Source organism: Sphingobium sp. DC-2 (assembly GCF_000722555.1).
GTDB lineage: Bacteria > Pseudomonadota > Alphaproteobacteria > Sphingomonadales > Sphingomonadaceae > Sphingobium > Sphingobium quisquiliarum.
Window position 1 is genome coordinate 183640 of the sequence record NZ_JNAC01000051.1, and the last position, 23122, is coordinate 206761.

General features: G+C 62.2%; 16 protein-coding genes and 1 riboswitch. Of the genes, 5 read left to right on the forward strand and 11 right to left on the reverse strand.

What is annotated here, in order from left to right:
- Positions 1–14: 14 nt before the first annotated feature.
- The gene (locus ET21_RS0111590; RefSeq protein ID WP_051585493.1) at positions 15–3074 is read right to left on the reverse strand and encodes a TonB-dependent receptor; all 3060 of its coding nucleotides are present in this window, start codon (positions 3072–3074) and stop codon (positions 15–17) included.
- Positions 3075–3225: 151 nt separating this feature from the next.
- Here ET21_RS0111590 and ET21_RS27685 point away from each other — a divergent pair, with 151 nt between their 5' ends.
- From ET21_RS27685 to ET21_RS0111600, 3 genes are all read left to right on the forward strand, one after another.
- Complete coding sequence (locus ET21_RS27685; protein ID WP_156029131.1) at positions 3226–3471, forward strand: hypothetical protein; 246 nt, start codon at positions 3226–3228, stop codon at positions 3469–3471.
- A 114-nt stretch (positions 3472–3585) separates the two neighbouring features.
- Entirely contained in the window at positions 3586–5475 is a 1890-nt protein-coding gene (locus ET21_RS0111595) for a gamma-glutamyltransferase family protein (RefSeq protein ID WP_030539825.1), read from the forward strand.
- 13 nt (positions 5476–5488) lie between these two features.
- On the forward strand, positions 5489–8446 hold the full coding sequence (locus ET21_RS0111600) for an LpqB family beta-propeller domain-containing protein (protein WP_030539826.1): 2958 nt from the start codon (positions 5489–5491) through the stop codon (positions 8444–8446).
- 284 nt (positions 8447–8730) lie between these two features.
- Here ET21_RS0111600 and ET21_RS0111605 read toward each other — a convergent pair whose 3' ends face one another.
- The 10 genes from ET21_RS0111605 to ET21_RS0111650 all read right to left on the reverse strand — a co-directional run bounded on the left by ET21_RS0111605 (position 8731) and on the right by ET21_RS0111650 (position 19991).
- On the reverse strand, positions 8731–9720 hold the full coding sequence (locus ET21_RS0111605; RefSeq protein WP_030539827.1) for a hypothetical protein: 990 nt from the start codon (positions 9718–9720) through the stop codon (positions 8731–8733).
- Positions 9717–10499: an ABC transporter ATP-binding protein gene (locus ET21_RS0111610; RefSeq protein ID WP_030539828.1), complete on the reverse strand. Its 783-nt coding sequence runs from the start codon at positions 10497–10499 to the stop codon at positions 9717–9719. Before ET21_RS0111610 ends, ET21_RS0111605 begins: the two co-directional genes overlap by 4 nt.
- Positions 10496–11482 (reverse strand): iron ABC transporter permease, encoded by a 987-nt coding sequence (locus ET21_RS0111615; RefSeq protein WP_037470766.1) that lies wholly within the window; start codon positions 11480–11482, stop codon positions 10496–10498. Before ET21_RS0111615 ends, ET21_RS0111610 begins: the two co-directional genes overlap by 4 nt.
- Positions 11479–12372, reverse strand: coding sequence for an ABC transporter substrate-binding protein (locus ET21_RS25815; RefSeq protein ID WP_051768130.1), 894 nt, complete (start codon positions 12370–12372; stop codon positions 11479–11481). Before ET21_RS25815 ends, ET21_RS0111615 begins: the two co-directional genes overlap by 4 nt.
- Entirely contained in the window at positions 12372–14303 is a 1932-nt protein-coding gene (locus ET21_RS0111625; RefSeq protein WP_030539831.1) for a TonB-dependent siderophore receptor, read from the reverse strand. Before ET21_RS0111625 ends, ET21_RS25815 begins: the two co-directional genes overlap by 1 nt.
- Before the next feature lie 215 nt (positions 14304–14518).
- Positions 14519–14765: riboswitch (cobalamin riboswitch) on the reverse strand.
- A gap of 230 nt (positions 14766–14995) precedes the next feature.
- Entirely contained in the window at positions 14996–16306 is a 1311-nt protein-coding gene (locus ET21_RS0111630) for an amidohydrolase (protein WP_037470768.1), read from the reverse strand.
- Positions 16307–16511: 205 nt separating this feature from the next.
- Positions 16512–17402, reverse strand: coding sequence for a LysR family transcriptional regulator (locus tag ET21_RS26615; protein WP_081856701.1), 891 nt, complete (start codon positions 17400–17402; stop codon positions 16512–16514).
- Between the two features lie 199 nt (positions 17403–17601).
- A complete protein-coding gene (locus ET21_RS0111640; RefSeq protein ID WP_030539834.1) occupies positions 17602–18267 on the reverse strand; it encodes a TonB-dependent receptor in 666 nt (221 codons plus the stop codon).
- An 87-nt stretch (positions 18268–18354) separates the two neighbouring features.
- Positions 18355–18978 carry a hypothetical protein gene (locus ET21_RS0111645; protein WP_030539835.1) on the reverse strand — a complete coding sequence of 208 codons (624 nt, stop codon included), beginning with the start codon at positions 18976–18978 and terminating at the stop codon, positions 18355–18357.
- 164 nt (positions 18979–19142) lie between these two features.
- Positions 19143–19991 (reverse strand): SDR family oxidoreductase, encoded by an 849-nt coding sequence (locus tag ET21_RS0111650; RefSeq protein ID WP_021238037.1) that lies wholly within the window; start codon positions 19989–19991, stop codon positions 19143–19145.
- An 87-nt stretch (positions 19992–20078) separates the two neighbouring features.
- Between ET21_RS0111650 and ET21_RS0111655 the strand changes: the two genes are divergently transcribed.
- A complete protein-coding gene (locus ET21_RS0111655; protein WP_021238036.1) occupies positions 20079–20498 on the forward strand; it encodes a helix-turn-helix domain-containing protein in 420 nt (139 codons plus the stop codon).
- Positions 20499–20731: 233 nt separating this feature from the next.
- On the forward strand, positions 20732–23017 hold the full coding sequence (locus ET21_RS0111660; protein ID WP_030539837.1) for a TonB-dependent receptor: 2286 nt from the start codon (positions 20732–20734) through the stop codon (positions 23015–23017).
- Positions 23018–23122: the final 105 nt, after the last annotated feature.

Sequence of the window (23122 nt, forward strand, 5' to 3'; positions counted from 1 at the left end):
GCCCCTTTCAGCCTTTAAAAAACCTTCTTAAGGCTGGTGTACCAGTAGCGCGCCTGTGGCTGGTAGAGGTTTGACAGATAGCCACCAGACGAAAGCGGCGGGTCCTTGTCAAAGATGTTTCGCGCACCAATCTGAATGGTCGTGCCGTTGAGCGGGCCGTCATTCTTGAACGTATATTGACCGTAGAGATTGACCGTGGTCTGGCCCTTCACCGTCCAGGGGTTGGCGGCAGCGTCGCGCACCGCATTTTCATAGACGCTGTGGATATACTGGGTGAAAGCGCCGATCTTCCACGGTCCGAGCGACCAGTCAAAGGTGGCTGAGATGCGCCAGCGCGGCTGGCCATCACGGCCGATCACGTCACCGCCGCCCTGAATCGGCACCCCGGCATTGACCTGTCCGGCCGCCTGTCCGTCGATCACCTGCTGCACACCCGCAGGGGCGTCCACATAATAGCTGATCAGGCGTGATGCGTTCACATTGAGGGAGAAGTTGCCGACTGTTGTTGTGGGCAGGAAATAATCAAGATTGAAATCGATGCCTTGAACGGTAACCGGCAACAGATTCTGGAAGTTGGCAATGACGTAGAGCAATTCACCTACCGGCGCGAGGCCGGTTCCGGCTACACGCGCAATATCGTCCGCCGTCGGATCGCGGCGGATGACGTTGGGATTGCTGCTGCCTTGCGTACGCATCAGATAGTCCAGATTGAGCGCATTCTGATAATCGAGCAGCCCCACGACATTCTTCTGCTGGATTTTCCAGCGGTCGACCGTGAAGGTGACCTTGCCCAGGCCCTCGCCCAGCTTCGGCGATAGCACCGCGCCGAAGCTCCAGCTGGTCGATTCCTCCGGCTTCAGCTCGGGATTGCCACCGCTGCGGCGCAGGACGGACACGTTGCAGACCGCGCTGGAGAAATTGCTCGCGCGGCCGGACCGGGCATCCGCCTCGCACAGCACATAGTCGAACCCGCCATTCACGCGATCGAGCGTCGATGTGTTGATGACCTCCAGATTGGGCGCGCGGAAACCCTGTGACCAGGAGCCGCGCAGCATCATGCCTTCCAGTAATTCCCATGATCCCGCGACCTTGGGCTTCGCCACTGAACCGACGTCGCTATAATCCTCGTAACGGCCAGCAACCTGGAAATCCAGGCTGCGGAAGAAGGGAACTTCCATTTCCGGGCTGAAGATTGGAATAGCCAGTTCGGCATAGGCCGATTTCACGTTACGCTTGCCGCGGACATCGGGACTTGGACTCGCGCCGCCAAGATCGGAACCATAGAAGACGCCTGTGACCGCATCGGTATAGGTCGTATCGACCCCGGCGATGCCGCCCTGATAGGTCGACCGATCATCACGATAGGTTTCGCGGCGCCACTCGATGCCCGCCGCGATACCGATGCTGTTGCCGGCCCATAGTCCCAGAAGATTGGCGTTCGACACCTTGAAGTCCCACAAGGCCAGCGATGTGCGGGTCTTGCGGGTCGCCTCAATCATGAAGCTGTCGATCGTCGCCTGGCTGTTGGGGGTACAATCGCCGATCGACGGCGTGTCGACACAGCCGCCGTTGAACGGGTTATAGGCGTCGGGCGTGGTCCTGTTGATCGCCTGCTGCAACAATGTGTTGGAGAAATTTTCCTGTTTATCTGCGGCCGTAGCCCAAGTGTAGAGGCCTGCGGATTCCCAGTCGAAGTTGCCGATATTGCCGCGCAGGCCACCCAGAAAGCGATATTGGTAATTGGTCACCTCGACCTTGCGCGATCCCACATCGACATAGCTGTGGGAGGTAATCTGGACTGGCAGGCCTTCGGCAGGCACCTCTGAAAGATCGAGCCCCGGCAGTCGATTGGGTGACCCGACCGGACCAAGAGGGTTCCAATAGGCATTGGCGGCGACCGTGATCGGAATATTAGCGAGCGAGCCCGGCGCGCCAATCGTCGAACTGGTCTTGCCGCGATAGAAACCCACTTCGCCGAAGAAGGAGAGGAAGTCCGACAATTCGTAATTCAGATAGGAGAAGATGTTGATGCGCTTGACCGACGGCTGGGCCGTGAGATCGTCAAAGGTCGCCGGTGAATTGAAACGCAGGTTGGAGTCTGCGCCCGACATTTCCGTTGCGCCATTACCATCATCATAGCAGGTGTTTGGCGTCCCCGACGCGATACGGCACCCGGGGTTTGTATCAGGCTGGATATGAAACTGGCCGGAGCTGTTGGTGAAGGCGGTGCCGTTGCTGGTGATTGTCCGATTAAGGAAATTCGCGCCGCCGCCGGGACGGATCACGCGGAATGTTCCCCAGGGCGTGCTGGTGCTGGTGCCATTCCAGGCCGCCACATCGGCAAAGGATGTCCCTGCGACATAGCCGCGGCGGTCGACGCTGGCGGTATAATCCTGGTCGCGAAGATAGAGCTTCGACTTTTGCGCATAGCCGCCGAAGATCGAGATATTGCCCCGGCCTTCGTTGAAGTCGAAGCCGACCAGTCCATTAGCAGCAAATTCCCGCAGATTGGTGCCTTCCGCGCCGCCATATTGTACGTCGAACTTGGCGCCCTTGTAATCGGACTGGAGCACATTGTTGACGACGCCAGCAACGGCGTCCGAGCCGTAGAGAGCGGCGGCGCCATCGCGCAGCACTTCGACGCGCTCGATATTGCCCACGGGAATTGTGTTGGCATTATAGCCAAAGGTCGGCACGCCGGAATCGACGACGCCCGTGATCGCCTGCGACGTCGGGTGCAGCACGGTGCGGCGGCCGTTGATCAGCAGCAGCGTATTGCCCTGGCCAAGGCCACGCAGCGAAACGGTGGATACGTCGCCGCGCGCCGCGTTCGCGTTGCCGCCGCCCAGCACCTGTTCGTTAAAGGTGACGCCGCCCAACTGCGGTATGGAACGATAGAGATCGGCGCCGGAAACAGCAGCAACGGCTTCGATCTGATCCTCGCCGACGAGGCTGACCGGCAGCGCGCCTCCTGTGTTCGCACCCTTGATCTGGGAACCGATGACGACAATTTCCGCAGCGGCCGGTTCACTGGCAGGCGGGGCGGCGTCGGTCGCAGGCTGGGCCTGGGCCATGCTGGCTGTCAGCGCCCAAAGACTTGCACCCGCTAAGGCAAAAGGCCTCTTTCCTCTTTCTCTCGTCATTATCGTTCCCCTGTGATGAAGCTTGGCTTCGCGCCGTTAGGCTAAAGTGCCTTTCCGGTTCAGAGATGGAGGGCCTCGGCAAATGACAGTGCCGCACGGAATATGCGGCGGTCTGTTCTTATTGATGATCGTTCAGACGGTGCATTTGCAGGCCCTTCCGAAAAACTCGAATTCCGGCATCATCCCTGGCGTGGGAAGTCGTTGTTGCCGTCGCCCTCACGACGGCAAGGCTCTTTCAGGCACAACACCCACAATTGTGCGCGTTCATGGTGCTGAAACTGATGAGCGTAAAATTTCCGCCATCTGTTTCGGAATATCTTTGAAATAAATTCCAGCTTCCCAGCAATAGCGGGAAATTCGGCGCGAATCGTCGTTGCGCATATTGGTCGGACAATGCCTTCCCTCGGGCCGTACCGCACAGCCGAATACAAGGGATTCATTGATGAGCGATAGTGGAAATCAGGGGGTCACCCGTCGTGAGTTCGCGACGTCGGCAGTGGCTGGCGCAGCATTTGTCGCGGGTGCGGCGCCCGCTTTGGCGCAAGCGGGCAATGCGCCACCAACATCAGGCAAGGCGGCCATCGAGCCAACGAGGCTGGTTAGCTCTGGTGAAACGCTACGGCCGGAAATCGTCGGCCAGTTCGGCATTGTGGCGGCAGGGCGCCATTATGCCGTGGCGGCCGGGACGCGCATCCTGATGGCTGGCGGCAATGCGACGGATGCTGGTGTCGCGGCGGTGTTTGCGGCGGCCGTAACAGAAATATCGCATTTCGGCTTTGGTGGCGAAGCGCCAACCATCATATATGATAGTAATGCGAAGAAGGTGTCGCTGATCAGCGGCCAAGGTGTCGCGCCAGCACTGGCCACGCCAGACAAGTTCTCCGGCGCCGGTGTCATTCCTGGCAATGGCCCCAATGGCGGGACAGTGCCCGCCATGGTCGATGCGATGGCGCTCGCGCTTCAACTTAACGGCACGATGGGATTGCATGAAGTGATGCAGCCCGCGATCGAACTGGCCGACGGCTTCGTCATGTATAACTTCCTGGCCGAAGTGTTCGTCAGCCAGCAAAAGGCGACATCCAGATATAAGGACGCCTATGACGCCTATTATCCTGGTGGCCGGTTGCCCAGAACGGGAGAGATTTTCCGCCAGCCCAATCTCGCCCGCACGATGCGGATCATCGCCGATGCGGATGCGGCGGCGTTCAGGAAGACCAAGGACCGCAAAGCCGCGATCCAGGCCGGGCGCGACGCCTTTTACAAGGGGGACATCGCCCGCCGGATCGGTGCAGCGATGGAGCGTGACGGCGGCCTGATGCGCTATGAGGATCTCGCCAGGTACAAGGGCAAGGTCGAAACGCCGGCGATGACGAGCGTCTTTGGCTATCAGGTCTGCAAGGCAGGTTTCTGGAGCCAAGGCCCGGCTATGCTGATGGCGCTCAACATCGCCGAGGCGGCCGGGATCGCGATGATGGAACCCGGCTCGGCACCCTATCTGCATGTCGTGACCGAGGCGATCAAGCTCGCCTTTGACGATCGCAACATGTATTTTGGCGATCCCGATTTCGCGACAGTCCCGGCCAAGGGCCTGTTGTCAAAAGATTATGCCGCGGAGCGGGCAAAGCAGATCGGCCCGCGCGCCTCGCTGGAACATCGTTTCGGCGACCCCTGGGCGTTTGAAGGGAAGGCGCGGACCACGGCGCAATTCACGCCCCATATGCTCAAAGCGCCGCCCAGGCCCACCGCCGATACGACGGCGATCGAGGTCGTCGACAAGGACGGCAACCTCTTTTCCTGCACACCCAGTTCCGGTTGGATGCTGGGCGGCGCCTATATCGCGGGCGACACCGGCGTGCCGATGAGCAATCGCCTGACTGTGTTCGATCTCGATCCCGCCAGCCCCAATGTTCTGGTGCCGGGCAAACGGCCGCGCACGACCCTGTCGCCTTCCTTGGTGCTCAAGGATGGCAAGCCCTATCTGGCAATCGGGACGCCAGGCGGCGACAATCAGGACCAGCAGATCATGAATGTGCTGCTGCGTGTACTGGCCTTTGACCAGCCGCTACAGGCCGCGATCGAGGCGCCGCGCATCAATTCCAATCATTTCCATGGCTCCTTCGGCATCAAGAAGGACGAACCGGGCGTGCTGGAGATCGAGGATCGTGTGCCGCAGCCGGTGCGCGATGACCTCGCCGCCCGCGGACACAAGCTCGACGTGCTGGGGCCGTTTGCCGTGTCGACCGGCATCGTCGCAGCCGGCGTTGTGCCGGGCAGCGGCACGTTGCGCGGCGGCGCCGACGTGCGCCGCGAACGCTATATATTTGGTTGGTAAGGGGATCGAGCCGATGAAATCTGCTTTCAAGCTTCTGTCGCTGGCTTTGCTGTCGACCGGCGCCGCGCATGCTCTTGCCCAGCCGGTCAATCCGCCGCCGCCGGGCGGTGAAACCCCGATCGCCTTCGACGTGCATGAAGGCACATCCATGGCCGTATCTGTATCGCCCGATGGCAAATGGCTGGCCGTCGATTTGCAGGGCAGCCTCTGGATCATTGCCAGCAGCGGCGGCAAGGCGAAGCGCATCACCGACTATTTCAACGACGCGCGCCAGCCGGTCTGGTCGCCGGACGGTTCCCGCCTTGCCTATTTTTCCTACCGCGACGGCAATTATGATCTCTGGACGATCAAGCCGGACGGCAGCGACATGCGCAAGCTGACCGAGGGCGCTTATGACGATCGCGAGCCAGCCTGGTCGCCCGATGGCCGGAAGATTGCCTTTTCGTCCGATCGCAGCGGTAATTATGATATCTGGACGATTGACATCGACAGCGGCGCGATGAAGCAGATCAGCAGCAACGCACGCGAGGATCGCATGCCAAGCTGGTCGCCTGACGGCGCGCGCATCGCCTATTCCGGTGCGGAGGGAAGCCAGACGGCACTCTACGCCACTACTTTGGCCGATGGGCAGGAAAGTCTGCTGAAGCAGGTGACCGGCAAGATCGACGCGCCATCCTTCGGCCCCGGCGGCGAACTGGCCTATGTCGTGCAGGATGAGAAGGGCAGCCGTCTGGAAGTCGACGGCAAGCCGGTCAGCGACAACGAAAATGTTTTCCCCTTCCGCGTTTCCTGGGGAAAGGCCGGCTATTATTACGTGTCCGATGGCAAGATCCGCAGCCGCAAGGGCGCGAGCCTGTCGACGGTTAATTTCGCGGCCACTCTTGAGGTGGTGAAACCCAACTATACCCGCGCCAAGCGGGACTGGGATTCGACTGCGCCGCGCAAGGCGCTGGGCATCGTCCACCCGGTTATCTCGCCGGACGGGAGCCGCATCGCCTTTGCAGCGCTCGGCGATCTCTATGTCATGTCTTCCAAGGGCGGCGTGCCGGAAAATCTGACCAGGGACGGAGCACTCGATACCGACCCGGCCTGGTCGCCCGATGGCCGGAGCCTGGTCTACACCTCCGACAAGGGCGGCGGCCTGCCGCAACTGTGGATACGTGATATGAAGACCGGCAAGGACCGCAGGCTGACCGACATCGACACACAGCCGTTGGGTGCTGCCTGGTCGCGTGACGGCACGCGGATCGCCTATATCGATGTCGACGGCCGCTGGGGCGTGGCTGGCGTCTGCGTCGTCGATGTCGCGACCGGCAAGATCACCCGCCTCCAGGGTTCGCTGGGCCAGCCCGGCAGCCCCAGTTGGTCGCCGGACGGAAAATATGTCGCCATCCCGCTATCCTACAAATATTCCAACAGCTTCCGGGAGGGCACCAACCAGATCTACATGGTGCCGACCGATGGTGTAAGCAAACCCTTCTGGCATTTGCCCGAACCGCATATGTCGATGGACACTCGCGCAGGGGGTGGTCCTGCTTGGTCGCCCGATGGGACGAAGATGGCCGCCATCTATGAGGGACTGCTAAAAATCTGGCCCGTTGCCGCTGACGGCAAGCCGCTGGGGCCGCCGCGTTCCTATACGTCGGACATCTCCTATTTCCCGAGTTGGGCTGGCGATAACAAGACGATCCTGTTCCAGTCGGCCGACAAGCTGAAGTCGCTCAATATCGAAACCGGCGCGATCACGGATATTCCCGTCGACCTGACTTATCGCATTGCCAATCCAACAGGGCGCACCGTCATCCATGTCAGCAATCTGGTGGATTCCGTCCATGACGTGACCCAGCATGACAAGGACATCATTGTCGACGGGCATCGGATCGCCGAAATCCGCGACCATGATCCCGCACTCCATCAGGCAGATCATTTTGTCGACGGCACCGGCCTGACCGCCATTCCGGGCCTTATCGAACATCATTCCCATGCGCAGAAGGATTTCGGTTCCAATCTGGAACGGGCCTGGCTCGCCTATGGCATTACCACGGTTCGCGATCCGGGCACACAAATCTATGATGCGATAGAGGATCGCGAGGCGGCGGAATCTGGCGTTCGCCTCTCACCCCGGCTTTATGTGGCGGGGCCGCTGCTCGAATGGCAGCGCGTCTATTATAAGATGGGCGTGGCCGTCTCCGGTCCCGCCCATCTGGAGCGCGAGTTCGTTCGCATGCGCGCGCTCAAATATGACATGATCAAGAGCTACGTGCGCATGCCCGACCTCTACCAGCGTCAGATCGTGCGCGCCGCGCACGAGATGGGCATACCGGTAAGCGGGCATGAGATCTTTCCAGCCGCATATTCGGGCGTTGACGGCACCGAGCATATGGGCGCGACCAGCCGGCGCGGCTATTCGCCCAAACAGGGGCCGCAGGGGATGGCATATGAGGATGTCATTCAGCTATTCGGTCGCAGCGGCCGGACACTGACGCCGACCCATTTCGGAGCGATGACGCCCTATCTGGCAAAGCATCCCGGCTACAGGGATGATCCACGCTTAAACCTGTATCCAGCCTGGGCGCGGGAGACGATTACCGGAGCCGATCCGATGGCGAGCATGCTGCGGCCCTTTCTCGAAGGCCAATATAAGAGCTTGAAGAAGATGTATGACGCCGGCACCTTGGTGACAGCGGGCACGGACACGATGATTGCGAACAATCTCCATGCGGAGATTTCCTCCTATGTCGATGCCGGTCTGACGCCATTCCAGGCGCTACAGACCGCGACCGTCAATTCGGCAAAGGACCTGAACCTTGACGCGGGCACGCTGGAGCCAGGAAAACTGGCGGATATCGTGCTGGTCGATGGCGATCCGCGCGAGGATATTGCCAACACTTTCAAGGTGAAGAAGGTGATGGTGAATGGCGTAATGCACGATGTAGATGCCATCGTGGCAAGCGGTTTAAAGAGAAACTGAACTGGCTTTGAAAATCTCTGTGGTTGCCGGATTGAACCGCCGCGGCATTGCCGGAGGCCTCAACTCCTGAGAGGAAGGGCCAATGAGCAGGACGACGAACAAGTTTGCACCGGAGGTTCGTGAGCGGGCGGTTCGCATGGTGACGGCTCAGACTTGACGCTTGGTGGTGGTGGGCTCTGCTTCAGGCATCTCCATGACCGTTCTCCAATGGCAAGAATGGCCATCTGAAGAACGCTTTGGGCCTGATGAGGAAGGATGATCGGCCATGTTGGATTGGGGAGACCTCAGGCATCTTCCTCTCCTTCGAGCTCTGCCTCCGCCCGGTCGTACAGGACACGCCATGGCACCACGCGCCGATCGCCCTGAACAGCGCGACGGCGCAGTTCGATGCGTGCCTTTATGCGCCCGCGCCGACTGGCGGGCCAGTCGGCGAATTCGGGCGCGGCATTGGCCTCGATTGCCGCATGGACCATGCGCGCGGTACGATGGTCGTCATCCAGCCCAAACTGCTCCAGATATGGAGCAAACGCGCGGTCGAGGGCCGCATCGAACGGCTTGCGCTCACCAAGAGAGGTGCGCCATGGCGAGGCGGGATGGACGTTCAGCGCCGATTGCCAGCCCTCAGGGATAGGCACGTTCGCGCTGTGACCGCGATCCTTGGCGATCAGCTTGGGAAGCAGATGGGTATGCGGCCCATCGGGCGATTTGCCGTCCGGCGGTGGGATCGGCTGGAACACCTCGACCCTGCCGGCCGGTGACAGCTGCACCCGATGGGGCTGCGCGCGCAACACTTGCCCCATGACCGCGCCGTTGCCGAGCACGGACTGACCCTGCGCAGCCTCCATGGCGGCGATCAGTCCTGCATCCTTCGTGCGAAGACACATGGTAACGACGCCTGATCCAACGCCAAGGTCGAACAGGCGATCGCCCCGGTCTGTGGCGCGGATGGCCTCTTCGTCGATTCCCATGTCGCCAATGACGCGCGGCCCGCTCGTTTCGCGCGGCACGCAGAAGGCCAGCGAGTGGCCCCAGCTTTCCCCGTCCGGCGAAAGACTATCCCAGGCGATCGGGGTGAGCGCCGCGCCACGTTCGATACGGATTGCGCCGCGCGCGGTACAGGCTTCCAACCGATCCGGCGCGCGGGTCATTTCCACCTGTTCTTCCGGGTCGCGGATAAACTCGCCGATCGCCCCGAAGCTGCCAATACTCCAGCCATGGGCGGGATCATCGAGAAAGGCGGCGATAAGGTCGAACGGATCTTGCGGCAGGCTCATCCGGGTCTCCGGTCATCAAGGAAGCGGACAGCGACACCATCGGCGTCGCGCAGAATTCGGACGCGCACATCGTAGAGCGCGCAGAGAAGGTCTTCCGTCACCACGTCTAAGACTGGACCTTCAGCCAGTAGGCGACCCTCCCGGATCGCGACGATGCCATCGGCATGGTTGAGCGCCAGATCGAGGTCATGGATGGCGAGGATCACTGTCCGCCCCGCATCCGCCCGCGTCCGCAACCGGCGCATGGCGTCGATCGCGTGGCGCGGATCGAGGCCAGCGATTGGCTCATCCACGATCAGCAGTTCGGGATCGCCGACGATCGCCCGGGCCAGCATTGCCCGCGCGAGTTCGCCACCCGACAAGGCCGTGGCCGACCGATGACGCAGGGCAAGCAGATCGCAGGCGGCAAGCGCATCCTCAACTGCGGGGAGTAGAGCATCTGGCAACGCCCCAAAGGCCGGAAGGCTGGGCGTGAGGCCGAGCGCCACGACCCGCTCTACGTTGACGGGCCATTCGACGCCAGCCCGCTGTGGCAGATAGGCTCGGCGCCGCGCCAGTACCTTGCGGCCGATCGCTGGCAAAGGCGTTTCGCCTAGCCGCACTGCGCCGGCATCGGGCGCGAGCAGACCTGCCGCGACGTCCAGCATCGTGCTCTTGCCCGCGCCATTGGGGCCAACGACGGCGGTTAACCGCCCGGCGGGGAAGCGCAGCGACAGGTCGTCAAGGATGGCCCGGCCGCCGCGCCGCACAACGATATGATCGAGGATCAAGTCGCTCATGCCGTCCGCCTCCGCACATGCAGGATCAGCCACAGGAAGAAAGGCGTGCCGATCAGGCTTGTGAACACGCCGATATTGAGCGGCGCGCCACCGAAGACCAGCGTGCGCGTCGCGACATCGGCGAGAGTGACGAGCAGTGCGCCAGCCAGCATCGCCGGCAACAACACCCGGCCCGGCTGATGACCTACCAGCGGGCGGACCAGATGCGGGGCCATCAAGCCCACGAAACCGATCGACCCGGCGATTGACGTCGCCGCCCCGACGCTGAGCGCCGTGCCCGCAAGCGCCATCAGGCGGATGCGCGTCACCGGCACGCCCAGGCTTTCGGCCTGCACTTCGCCCAAGGTCAGCGCATCAAGCGCCCGCGCGGTGAGCAGCAGTATGACAAGTCCGGGCAGCACGAACGGTAGAGCGAGCATGACATGGTCCCAGCTCCGGTCACTGAGCGACCCCATCAGCCAGGTCATGATCTCATAGGCGGCATAGGGGTTGGGCGCGAGATTGAGCGCCAGCATGACCAGCGCCATGGTGATGCTGCTGATCGCGACGCCGGTGAGGATCAGCGCCAGCGTGCCGCCGCTCCGGGCAAGCAACAGCGCGATCCCCGCCGTGACGAACGCCCCGGTCAGCGCGAACAGCGGAGTTGCCAGCCCAAAACTGGAGGCGAAGCCGAAATAGATGGCGACGACTGCGCCGAGCGAGGCGCCAGAGGTCACGCCCAGCAGCCCCGGCTCGGCCAACGGATTGCGCAGCAGGCCCTGGAGCGTCGCGCCCGACAGGCCCAGGCTCGCTCCGATCAACGTGCCGAGGATGATGCGCGGCAGGCGGATTTCCCGGACAATGAGCCCCGGCAAATCGGACGCCGTTGAAAGCAGCGCGTCCCAGGTCTGCCCAGGCGTCAGCCACACCGTTCCAGCCAGGATGGAGAGCAGGGCCGCGCCGGCCAGCAGCAGCGTCAAGACGGGCACGAGCCAGCGGTTCACAGGTCCCTCGCCGGCGCGAAAGGCAACGGGGTCTTCACCCGTGCGGCGGCGGCACGCAGTTCGGCGCGCAGGGCAATGGCGGCGTCGCCGACCATCGGCGTGCCGCATTGATAGGTGGCCTGCCGAATCGTCAGCGTGCGCGCCCCGTCCCAATAGCGGCGAACCAGCGGATGCCGCTCGACATTGTCGCGCAGGCCCGGCTTGCGGCCAAGCCCCGCGCCCTTTACCAGCAGCGTCGGTGCGGTCGCCAGCAGCACCTCTACATCTGGCCGGCCATAGCTTGTCGCAGGCGGCCGATTGGCGACATTGTCCGCGCCCGCCGCCTCTAGGACGGCGTTGTAGAGCGATCCCTCGCTGGCGTTGAAGCCTGCGCCGTCCCAGGCGGCGACGCGCAGACGCGGACCGGCATTGCGGGCAAGATCGGCGAGTTGCCGGTCCATCCGGGCGATCAGCGCTTCGCCCTTCGCTTCCTCTCCAACGGCCTGGGCGACCTGCCGGGTGATCCGCCTTATGTCCTCGAAGCTCTCCGCATGATCGACCTCGATCATGGGATAACCCATGCGCCTGAGCAGCGCGCGGGTTGCCGCCGTGGTGAAGCTGCCCGCGACCACCAGGTCCGGCTTTTGCCGGACGACCTCCTCGGACAGGCCATGGTTGATGCCCACCCGCATCGCTTCGCGGGCCATCAGCGATCCATCAGGATCGCGCGACAGCCAGGTCACGGATGCAATCCGCTCGGGAGGCAGCAAGGCCAGGACAAGCTGATCGGCGCACTGGTTCATCGACATGACCCGCATCGGCCTCTTCGGCAAATGCGGCACGTCCGCGCTGCCGACGGGCATCGGCAGCGCGGTTAGGACCAGTCCCGCCAGAAGGGCGGCGAGACGCATCAGAAGCGGACGCGCACGCCGCCATAGCCGGCGCGGCCGGGCGTGGCGAAGCTGAACACCTCCTCATAATCCTCGTTCGCCAGATTCTCCACGCGCCCGAAAAGAGCGATAGCCGGAGTGATCTTGTACTCGGCATTGAGGTTCACCAGCACATATTCCTTCAGCGACACGCGAACCGGGATGTAGCTGGGATCGGTATAGGCGACATCGCTCTGGCGGCCATTGTACCGCAGGGTGATCGTGCCGGAAAAACGCTCGTCCTTGCTGAACACCGTCGCGTTGAAGCTTGCGACATGCTTGGGACGCCGCACTTCCTCAGTGCCGTTTTCCCGCGCCTTCAAATAGGTGTAGGCAGCGTCCAATCTGATCTGCTGGATCGGCCGGGCGCTCACGAAGACTTCGACGCCGCGTTGCTTCGACAGGGTCGTGCGGTTGGACGGTGTGGCCACATAGGTCGGCGCGGGATAGGTGATGTAGATTTCGTCTTTCAGCCTGCTATCGAAATAGGTCGCGCCGATGGTGGCAAGGTTGCCGCCGAAGCTCTGTTCGATCCCGGCTTCCCAACCCTCGGATTTTTCCGGCTTCAGGTTCGGGTTGCCGATATAGCGGCCGTCCGAATAGCCAAACAATTCATTATAGCCCGGATTCTTGACGCCCGTACCATAAGCACCGCGAATACGTGTGCCGGTCGCAAAGCTGTAGCTGCCCTGCGCCCGCCATGTCGTGACATCGTCGAAGCGGTCATTCTCGTCGCGGCGAATCGAGGCCCCCAGCGACAGCGCGTCGTTGACCAGAAGCTCATACTGCCCGACCAGGCCGACATTGTCGGTATGGCGCTTGCCCTGGAAGGCAGAGGGCGTTGTATTCTGGAACTGCTCACGCTCGACATCCACGGCGGCGGTCAGGCGATGAATGATGCCGTCCGTGCCGAAGCGAAGGCTGGATTCGAAGCTGCCCTTGTAACGCTGCCCCTTGTCGCCATAGTCGAAGCCGGCAGCGGTGTAGCCCTTGCGGGTCGTGTCCGCCATTTGCGCGGTCACGGCGTTGGTCCAACGACCGTCGAGAGCGGTCAACTCGGCGCGAATGAGGCCGTAGAAAGCCTTGTTCTTGAAATGGACGCCGGGACTGTCGACAGTGTAGCCAAACAGCGGGCTGCCCGGATCATTCTCGCTATCGTTGGTATCGGCGTCAGTGTAGCTGTAGCGTGCGACGCCGGTGACCTTGAAGTTGTCCGCCGGCGACCAGATCAGCTTGGCGGACAGGCCTGCGCTGTCCGATCCCACGTCGCGGGTGCCATAGCGTGCGGTCGGCGTTCCTTTGGTGTGGTAATAGGAGCCGGAGACGGCATAATCGAGGTCGCCGGTAACGCCAGCCGCGCGGAGCCCGCCAGTGAACGTGCCGAAAGAGCCGCCCTCGGCCCGGGCCGAGAAGCCGGGCGCTTCCGCGCCGGTCAGGGTGATATATTGGATCACGCCGCCGATCGCGTCCGACCCATAGAGGGAGGACTGCTGGCCGCGCAGCACTTCGACCTTGGCCTCTGGATCGGCGATCAGCGTACCGAAATCATATTCGCCATAATAAGGATCGGAGGCCTTGATTCCGTCGATCAGGACCAGGACGTGATTGCCCTCCGAACCACGCACGCGGATCTGGGTCAGGCCGCCGATCGCGCCGGTGCGGTTGACCGCCACGCCAGGCACGTCGCGCAGGATATCGGAGATGATCCGCGTCTGGCGCGTTTCGAGCGCTTCTGCGTCCAGCACCGTTATGGAGGCGCCGATCTGCTTGACCGGCACCGCCTCACCGGAGCGGCTTCCGGTCACGACGATGGTGTCGCCATCTTCATTCCTGGTGGGTTGGCTGGGATTGGATTGTGCGAAAGCCGGCGTCGCCGTCAGAGCCAGCAGAGACAGATATTGGATCGACTTCATGTTCGTTCCCCCCGCGCCTGAGCTTGGACGGCGGGGGCAAACCGGCACATATCGTCAGGGCTGACCTGAAACGGTCAACCAGGCGCACGAACGGTCGGCCTGCGACGGCGGCCGGGCGCATGTCGCCCGCAGACGCAGACCCTCACGGCCCCAGCCGCTTAGGTTCGTCGCTCAGACGGAGAAGTACCGTGCCTTGACCATCCCCTGGACCAAAGCAAGAGCGACCTAGCGCCGGCAGGTCTCCTGGCTCGCGGGTCATAACTTGATGCACGGCCTTCCCAGGCCTCGCAGGAATTAGCGTCCGGCCCAGTGGCTGGCGGTTCGGGACAATCCCATCCGCACATGTGCATCGCGCTCACCGCTTACAGTTGCAGGGACAGCCTCGGATTGGGATGGATTTCGCCATCCGCACCGCGTTCCCTATTAAGCCCCTTTCGGGGCACCGGCGCGATCATTGCCCATGCCGGGATACGGCATGAACGTCCCGCCAATATGCTGTTGGTGCTTGCAGCGCAAGACAGCTTTTGCCGAAAGCTGTCGTTCGCGAAACTGTTTGCGAGCGGCCGCTTTGCCCCAACGCCCGGTGAAGTGGCCCCTCGCCGGAGGCGAGGAGCCGACAATTCAAAATGGCGAAGTCCATCGTGTCCCGCGTTTCCGAGCCGATGGGTGCTGGTGTTTGCACACCGACGGCATCAGTTGCCCCCGTTCTGAGCCAGTATTGCGGTTACCAATGCCGCTGCGCCATTGCGGATAGCTTGGCGGGCAGAAGGTGCATAGTTGGGCGAGTGATTGGTGGGCGGGGCAATGCCCTTCTCCTTGTAGCCGTTGAGCACCGTAGGATCGTCGCCCCCGATCATGAGATAGATTGAAGGAATCCCTGCCGCAGCGAACATTGAAAAATCCTCGCTGCCCGAAAAGCCAGGCGCGGAAGCCGGCATGGAGACGACACCCTCCCCGAAGACCGATTTCAGGGGCGGCGTGAGACGCGCGACCAGCGAACTGTCGTTGCGGGTCTCGGCCGTTCCATAGGGGCGGACAATCGAGGGCGGCGGCGCCCCCGCAATCATCGCGACGCCCTTGGCGGTCTTTTCAACACCATCGAGCAGAAGCGCGCGAACTTCGGGGGTGAAAGAACGCAGCGACAGCCGCAACGTGGCGGTGTCCGGGATGATATTGCCGACCGTGCCTGACTGGAAGGCGCCGACGGTGATGACACCGAATGCGCCCGCGTCCTTGCGCCGGCTGATGACGGATTGGACGTCTGTCACGAAGTTGGCGCCCATGACGATCGGATCGATCGCCGCGCTGGGGGCGGAGCCATGCGCTCCACGTCCCTTGAAGGTGATGTCTACGGCATCCGAGGCGGACAGGATAACGCCATCCTTCACCAGCACAGTCCCCAGGGGCATCCCGCCGCCGACATGCGCGGCGATGGCATAGTCTGGCCTTGGAAAGCGCTTGAGGAGGCCATCGTCCAGCATGGTTTTTGCCCCGCTCAAGGTTTCTTCGGAGGGCTGCGCCACAAACAGCAAGGTTCCGCGCCACTTGTCCTTAAGTGCAACAAGCGCCTGAGCAGTCGCGACCCACCAGGCCATATGAACGTCATGGCCGCAGGAATGGGCGACCAAGGTGGATTTCCCGTCCTTTTCCACGACAGCTTTGCTGGCGAACGGGAGCCCTGTTTTCTCTTCCATGGGCAAGGCATCCATTTCGGTGCGAACGAGCGCGACGGGGCCAGCGCCATTCTGGTAGACAGCGACTACGCCGGTTTTCCCCACATTCTCAGTCACCGTGAAGCCCAGCTTGCGCATGCGGTCCGCGAGCAGCTTTGCCGTCCGAACCTCTGCAAAGCCCAACTCCGGGTGTTGATGAAGATCACGATACAGCCCCTCGATGCTGGCCTTGCTGTCATCGAGCACGTTATCGACGGCTACCGGTCCGATCGGGCCGGCCGATTGAGCGAACGCTTGGGAAGCTCCGCAGGCCGGAGCCAGCATGAGCATCGAACCGCAAAGGAAAATGGGAAGTCGCACGATCTGGCCTCGCTGACAGGCTCCCGGTCATCCGCGCGATCGCGGTCGAGAGCGGGTGATGACGATCGAACATTGCCTGGTCGGTAGGCAGAGGCAAATCGCAAGAAATCATGGCCATAACCGCAGGTTACCCCCCATCCACTCGCCATTCGGAAGGATGTGCAGCGGGGACCCGTCAGAACGCCGATCTCAACATCCGGGTCAGCAAAACGGCGCCGGGCGACAACAGGTCTTCGTCCCGGCAGGCCATCGCGATATGCATGCGCGGCAATGGTCGATCCGTCCTGAGTTTCGTCATGGCCCCCGAACTGAATCTGGCGTCAAGATAGGGATTTATGTCGGCCGCCCAATGGCTGATGAACCCGGCCTGTTCCGCCAGATGAAAGCAGAGGGATATGGATGTGCACCGCAAGATCCGATCGGGGAGATCGAGCCCGCTCGTCTGCGAGAGCAAGGCAAGATAGCCATGGCCGTGGTCGGACAGATCCGGTGTCAGCCAGTTGAGCTTGAAGATCTCTTCAAGAGACATCTCATTGGAAGAGGGCGCCCCTCCGATGGCCAGATGCGTATCGAAGGTTTGCAGCGCTACGCAATCGACTCCGGGGAGATCCACCTCGCCATAATGATGAAACAGGCCGACGTCGATCTGTCCATTCCGCAGGGCGTCGACGATCTGCGCCGGCCGTAATTCCAGGAGCTCAAGTTTGACCGATGGTTGATGTTGAAGGAAGGCGGCGAAGCTGTCCGATATCCTCGTGCCGGTGACGGGAGGCGAGACTCCTACCAGCACCTGCCCGCCCAACGTGCCCTTCAGCCAGGCGATTTCCTCGCGCGCCTTCTGGATTTCGCCTTGCATGACATGGAATCGCTTGCACATGATCGCCCCGAACGGCGTCAGCGTCGTCCCCGCGGCGCCGCGCACCAGCAAGGGAACGCCAAGATCGCGCTCGAGCTCACGAACGGCCTTGCTGAGCGCAGGCTGCGAAACATTCCGTGCAAGCGCCGCCTTCTGGATGCTGCCGGTTCTCGCGACCTCGGCCAAAGCTCGCAGTTGATGAAATTTCATGCCGGGGCCCTTCTCGCAAATGCCGTTCGGTCTTGCCTAGCGCAGATGCGTGCACGGCAGAATCGCGATATGCCGGAACGGCGATCGGACCACTGGCCGGAACGGGCGTCGTCGACAATTCCGTTGGTGAAGATCGATCGCGCCCGGCAAGGAGGCAGGGGGTGAGACCGGACGAAGCGCATGCGTCCAGTCATGTCGATCAATAGGCTGCGCGCAGATTGACCCCAACGGTACGTGGCGGCACACTGAAAGTCAGGTTGGATACGCCGAACGTTGACAGGCGGCTGGCGATGCCATTCACATTCCCGGCATTCTGCACGAACAGGAAAATGCCGTAGCGATCGTCCTGCACCCCCGCTCGAAGGTTCAGCACGGAAAAGTCGCCATATTCGGTGTAGTAGGAATCTGTCGTCGTGAATCCCACGCGCCCCTTGCCGCTATAGGAATAGTCCGCACGGAGCAGACCCTTCCAGCGGGCGCTCACCGGCCATAGATATGCGGCCGTGGCTGAGGCCGACCACGGCGCCGATCCCAGCCGGTCACCCTTCTTCCCGCCCACGGTGGCGTTCTGGAATTCGGTGAGCACCTGATCGCTGGTCAGCTTCGCGTCCAGATAGCCGAGCGAGGCCGTCAGACTGAGTCCCCTGACCGGCTCGACAGCAAGTTCGGCTTCGGCACCCCTGATGCGCGCGCCGCCCGCATTCGTCAGGAAGGAGTAGAGTCCATCCGCCTTGCGCGCGAGCGCGATCCCCGGCGAACGCGAACCGTGATCGCGCAATCGCGGGGGCGCGCCCGATCCCCTGCGGGTGGGTTTCTCCGTCACGCTGCCGGGCGGCGCCATGGCGCGGTGCAGCCCGGTGCGCATGGCCGCCGGATGTCTGCTGCGTCCTTGAGGAGGATGCGGCCACGTCGCTATGTCGAGGTTACTGCCTGCCGCTCAATCCTGATCAGGTCAGGCGCAGCCCTCGACATAAGCGAGCACCGGCATCAGGCCGACATGAATCATCTTGACCCTGCCGTCCTTCCCGATCTCGAAACGCAGGGCGGATGACCCGCTTCCTGCGTTGGGCGCGGTTAGATATTTTGCGGGCGCGTCTTCATATTCGTGCGGGTCTTCGCGAAAACCGGCGAACCACTTTCTGACCTCCGCCTCGCTTGCCCCCACTCCGATCCCTTCGGCGAGCTCGGCCGTGGACCGTTGACCGATCGTGATGCGCTGCACCTTGCCGCCTGTGACGATCGCATAGGCGCCAGGATAGCCGGGCGAACTTATCGTGCGGCAGGCTTCGCTGACCTGAGCGCCGCGTTCGGCCCAGCCGCTGCCTTCGGGAACAGGTTCACCGATCTTGAGACCGCCCAAGCCTTCGAGACTCAATACGTTCGGACTGGTGGGTGCGGACGTGTTGGCCGCGCCATCGACAGGCGAGATGGCGGCAGCGTTGACGTCCGAGGGGGCGCTATCCCCTGTACTGTTCGCCGATGCCTCATTTGTGGCCGGCTGGTGACCGGACGAACAACCGGGAACAATCAAGAGCAGCCCGCATAGGGGAACCGCGCGAAGCAGGATCTTGTTCATGCTGGCACAACGGCAGAGAGGCAAAATCGTTTCGGTCAGCGCCCTAGGCGGGCTTCAACATGGAAACGGCAGGGATTAGGCAACTGCCGGTCTCAAGCATGTTGGAGCGCGGCAATAAAAGGGGGAATGACCCGCCCCGGCGAAACGGAGCGGGCCGGGCATCGTCACGCCTTCAGGATAGCAGCGACGGCAGTCGCAAGCGGTGTGGACGGGCGGCCGATCAGCGTCGAAAGCTGCCTACTGTCGTCGAAAAGCGCGCCTTGCACGATCGCCGCATCGACACCTGCCAGGAAAGAGGCCAAGCCTTCCGGCATGCCGGTTCCGGTCAGGGCGGCGGCATAATCCGCTTCCGGCAGGTTCTTGTAGGGCATGTCCCTGCCGGTCTGCTTCGACACTTCGGCGGCAAGGTCGGTCATCGTCCAGGCCGTGTCGCCCGCCAGCTCATAGGTCTTGCCGTCATGACCGTCACTGGTGGCGGCAGCCACGGCGGCTTCCGCATAATCCTCACGCGTTGCGCTGGAAATCCTGCCTTCGCCCGCACTGCCGATGAAAGCGCCGCTGGCAAGGGCGCCATTGATGGCGCTGCTGTAATTCTCCGTATACCATCCGTTGCGAAGGATTGTGAAAGCGATACCCGAAGACTTGATGGCAGCTTCGGTCTGACGATGCTCCTCCGCAAGGCTGAGCGGCGAGGTGTCGGCGTGGAGGACGCTGGTGTACAGGATCTTCTTGACGCCTGCCTTGCTGGCCGCATCGATGACGTTCTGATGCTGGACCGCCCGCTGCCCGATCTCGCTGGAGGAAATCAGCACGAGCGTATCGACGCCCGCCAGCGCGGCTTCCAGCGTTTCCGGCTTCGCATAATCGGCGGCGCGTGCGGTCACGCCAAGGTCAGCCGCCTTCGCAGTAGAACGGGCGAGAGCCACGATGGCGGAGGCGGGCACCTTTTCCTTCAGCTTCTGTATCACGAGGCGGCCAAGATGGCCGGTGGCTCCTGTCACGGCGATGGTCATGAGGCAACTCCTTGTCTGACTGCACTGCCGATGTGATATAGATCCCATGATGACTTTTCATAAGTACGCACATGAAGGTAAGTTAGCATGAAGACCAGAGCAGATGGGATTGCCACGCCGCAGACGTCCCTCGCCACGCTATCCGGCAAGTTGCAGCGGGGCGACTTGATGGCGCAGGCCTGCCCATCGCGCGATGTGTTGAAGCATGTGACGAGCCGCTGGGGCGTGCTCATACTCATCGCCCTTCAATCGGGAACGCATCGCTTCAGCGATCTGAGGCGGAAGATCGGTGGCGTCAGCGAGCGTATGCTGGCGCAGACGCTGCAATGGCTTGAAGGCGACGGGCTGGTGATCCGCAGGGCCTATAATGTGGTGCCGCCTCATGTGGAATACACGCTCAGCCCGCTGGGGCAGGAGGCGGCCGAAAAGGTGCGCGGCCTTGCCGACTGGATCGAGGTCAACTTCCCGCAGATCGCGCGGCATCGGGACCAGCGGACGCAGAGGTGAAGGGGCTGGCCGGATCGGCCGCCTTGATGTTCAATGGGGATCGATGGGCCACTTGCTGGCGGCGCCCGGCCTTACTTGCACCTCTTGAGGGTGTCACCATTGTTGAAGACGCGCGGGTTTGTCCCCGGCCCCTATCGCAAATGCACGGATTTCAGCCTTTCTCGGTAATGACATTGACTCGCGTTAGCATTAATGAATATGGAGCGCGGCAGGTACATTCCGGGGGATCATATATGGGTCAACTGTCGCTGTTGCTTTCGGGGGCGGCCATTGCCGCATTGAGCATGCCAGCCTTGGCGCAGCAGGCGTCCGGGGATGATGGTGCGGAAGGCGTACGCGCCGACATCATCGTCACTGGCGAGAAGAGCGCCCGCACCTTGCAGCAGACGCCGACCAGCATCGCGGTCGTCACGCCCGAGAAGATCGAGCGCGAAACGCTGATTACCATTCAGGATGTTTATAATCGCACCGCCAACCTGTCGGAAACATACGGCTCCTCTGGCTTCACCATTCGCGGCATCAGCAATAGCGGGGTCGGCGCGGGTGGTCAGGCGGACGCGGCGAGCGTCTATGTCGACGGGGCGCCGATCCCCAAATGGGCGCTCTATGGCGGCCCGACCGATATGTGGGATGTGCAGCAGGTCGAAGTGTTGCGTGGACCGCAATCGACGATCCAGGGACTCAACGCGCTGGCCGGCGGCATCGTCATCACCAGCAAGGAACCTTCACTGACTCGTTGGGGCGGCGACGCGCGCCTGCTGTGGACCGAATATGATGGCCGCACCTTTTCGGCTGCGGCGGGCGGGCCCATCATCCAGGATGAATTGGGCATCCGCTTGTCGGCGGAGCGTCGCAACGACCGGGGCCTCATCCGCAATGTCACTCGCGGCGGATATGATGATGCGCTCAAATCCCTGAACCTGCGCGGCAAGATCAAATGGATGCCGCAGGCGATTCCGGGGCTGGAGGCCCTCGCCAGCTATAACAGGGTGCGGCGCGACGGCGGCTATCTCTATGAATATGCCCGCACCGACGTCCCCAATTATTTCAGCCGCCGCATCTCGACCGGAGACCAGCCAAGCCGGGGCAAGATCGACAGCGACATTGCCGTGCTGAACATCAGCTATCCGCTTGCGGACCGGCTGAAACTGTCCAGTGTCACATCCTGGAACCGGTCTAAGGTCCATTCGCGGATCGATACTGATGGAACGGCGCAAGATAGCCAGGCTATCGACAATCGCTATGACTACAAGACGCTGACCCAGGAACTGCGCCTTAATTATGACAGCGACCGGCTGAGCGGTCTGTTGGGCGCCTGGTATTATCGCCGCACCGGCAGCCTCCAGCAAAACAGCCGCGTCAATATTGCCACTCCAACCTCCACCATTGCCGCACTGCTGCGCGCCAATGGTGCAACAGCGGCGCAGGCCAGCTTCCTCAGCACCGCCTACGCCGCGCAATTGCCGGTGATCCCAGTTACCTACTTCGCTCAGCAGCCAGAGAAGGTGGAAACCATGGCGCTGTTCGGAGACGGCCGCTTCAAACTAACCGAGCGGCTGACCCTGATCGGTGGCTTCCGTTTCGATCATGAGCGCAATCGCTACGTGGCGGAGACGGTCACGAACTTCAACGGCACACTGCCCAATGCCAATTTCCTGGGAGCGGCCTATGCGCCGGTCATCGCGCTCATGAACCAGGGCGTGCTGGGCCTGGTGTCCGACGCGTCGTCGCCGCTGGCTGGCACCAGCCGGACCTTCAACGCCTTCCTGCCCAAGGCGGGGATCAGCATGGACTGGACGCCGGACATCACCACCGCCTTTACGGTACAGCGGGCCTATCGCTCAGGCGGCTCCAGTCAGAACCCGGCGCGCGCCGAACTGGTGCCCTACGATCCCGAATATAGCTGGAACTATGAAGGGTCGTTGCGGTCGAAATGGCTCGACGGGCATTTGATGCTCAATGCCAACATCTTTTACATGAAGTGGAAGGATCAGCAGGTGACGGCCTATTTCGGCCGCAATGCCTATGACTACAACACGGTCAACGCGGCCGGATCGCATCTGTACGGCTTCGAGGTGGAGGCCAATGCCAATGTCGCGCGCGGCATCGACCTTTATGCCTCCGTCGGCCATGTCCGCACCAAGTTCGACAATTTCGACCTGCCTGTGGGAGCGACCAGCACCGTCGACCTGACCGGCACCCAATTCCCTTACGCGCCGCGCTGGACGCTCGCGGGTGGCATCAATGCCCGGTTCGGACCGGGTTTCACCGCCAACCTCAACGCCAATTACCGCTCCTTCGTCTTCACCGGCGTGGGTCAGGACCAGGGGCAATATGAGGTTGGCGGCCGCACCGTGGTCAATGGCCGGATCGGTTATGAAACCGCTCATTGGTCGCTGTTCGCCTTTGCCCGGAACATCTTCAACGAGGAATATATGCAATATCAGTATGAGGCGATCCACCAGGCGATCCTGGGCGAGCCGCAGACGGTGGGTATCGGCGCAAGCATGCATTTGTGATCGCGCTGGCGAGCCCCGTGCTGATAACGGCAGGGGCGCTCGGCGCATCCCTACTGCGCCAAGCGCAGGAATATGCCTGTGGAATCGCCGAATCTTTTCGGGCAT